The following is a 1,358-nucleotide window of genomic DNA, read 5'->3' as shown; positions in this document are numbered from 1 at the left end:
ACATAGAGGGGTAAATGCGGTGAATCGTCTGAAGTGACGAAGCTGTTGAGAACGAGGACGGGAGAGCCGCGTGCACTCATCCACGCGCCGCCACGCACGCGTGGCAGCGGTGTCGGCCGTGTTCCTGGGGCTCCTGGCCACGGGCTGCGCCAGCGGTGACACCGGGCCCGGCGACACCACGTCGGCCGGTGACCAGGACGTACTCCTCCAGCCGGTCGCTGCACAGGGCCCCGATCCGTTCACACAGTCGACCGCGAAGACCAGCGCGCCACTGCCTTCCACGACGGCGGCCACGCCCGCCGGGACCGCGAGCGCCGCCGCCCGCACCGCGCACCGGATCTCCGGCGGCACCCCCGGCCTGTACGGCGGCACGCAGTCCCTCTCCAGCTGCGACGTCGAGCAGCAGATCCGCTACCTCACGGGGAGCGACGCCGACCGGGCCAAGGCGCGCGCCTTCGCCGACGCCGAACGCATCGACCCGGCCTCGATCGCGGGCTTCCTGCGCGGCCTGACCCCCGTGGTCCTGCGCGTCGACACCCGGGTCACCAACCACGGCTTCAGCAACGGCTCCTCCACTTCCTACCAGTCCGTCCTCCAGGCGGGCACCGCCGTCATGGTCGACGCCAACGGAATGCCGAGGGTGCGCTGCGCCTGCGGCAACCCGCTGCTGCCGCCGACCGTCGTCCGGGGCGCCGTGTCCCACCGGGGACAGCCCTGGACGGGCTACCGGCCGACCGAGGTCGTCGTGGTCACCCCCGCCCCGGTCGTGATCAACAACCTGACCATCGTCAACATCGTCAACAACACCTGGATCGAGCGCGAGACCGGCTCCGACGGCGACAACGACAGGACCCCGGACCCCGACGACGAGCTGCCGCCCCCGCCCGGCCCCGACGACCTGCACCGCGGCGCGACGGACACGCCCCCCGACGGCGACGGCGACCAGCAGCAGGACACCGACGGCGGGACGACACCCGGCAGCACCGAGCCCAGTGACCCCGCCACGGACACGTCCGACCCGGCGACGGACCCCTCCGAGGGCCGGGACCCTTCGCAGGACCCCTCCGAGGGCCAGGACCCGTCGCAGGACTCTCCCGAGAGCGCCACCTCCGAAGGCGCCACCTCCGAGAGCACCGCTCCCGACACCAGCAGCAGCATCGCGCCCCCGCCCACCACTCCCTGCCCCAGCCTCTCCCCGGGCGCCGCCGTCCCCGGCGCCGTTCCCCCCGGCTGCCCGACGACGGCCCCGCCCCTGCCCCCGCCGCCGGACCCCGACCGGGAGCCCGACACCGCGCCCGGACCGGACGGTGTCTGACCTGCCCTCCGACCCGCAGGCCGGCCAGGACGCCGCATCGGGC

1 protein-coding gene is annotated in these 1,358 nt (G+C 74.2%); it reads left to right on the top strand.

Annotated features, from left to right (window positions below; genetic code table 11):
- The first annotated feature begins 70 nt into the window (after positions 1-70).
- Entirely contained in the window at positions 71-1,315 is a 1,245-nt protein-coding gene (locus tag ACWGIG_RS38925) for a DUF6777 domain-containing protein (protein ID WP_453326446.1), read from the top strand.
- The last annotated feature ends 43 nt before the right edge of the window (positions 1,316-1,358 follow it).

The sequence above is a fragment of the Streptomyces sp. NPDC054863 genome, from assembly GCF_053610825.1.
This window is presented reverse-complemented; position numbering and strand designations above follow the sequence as displayed.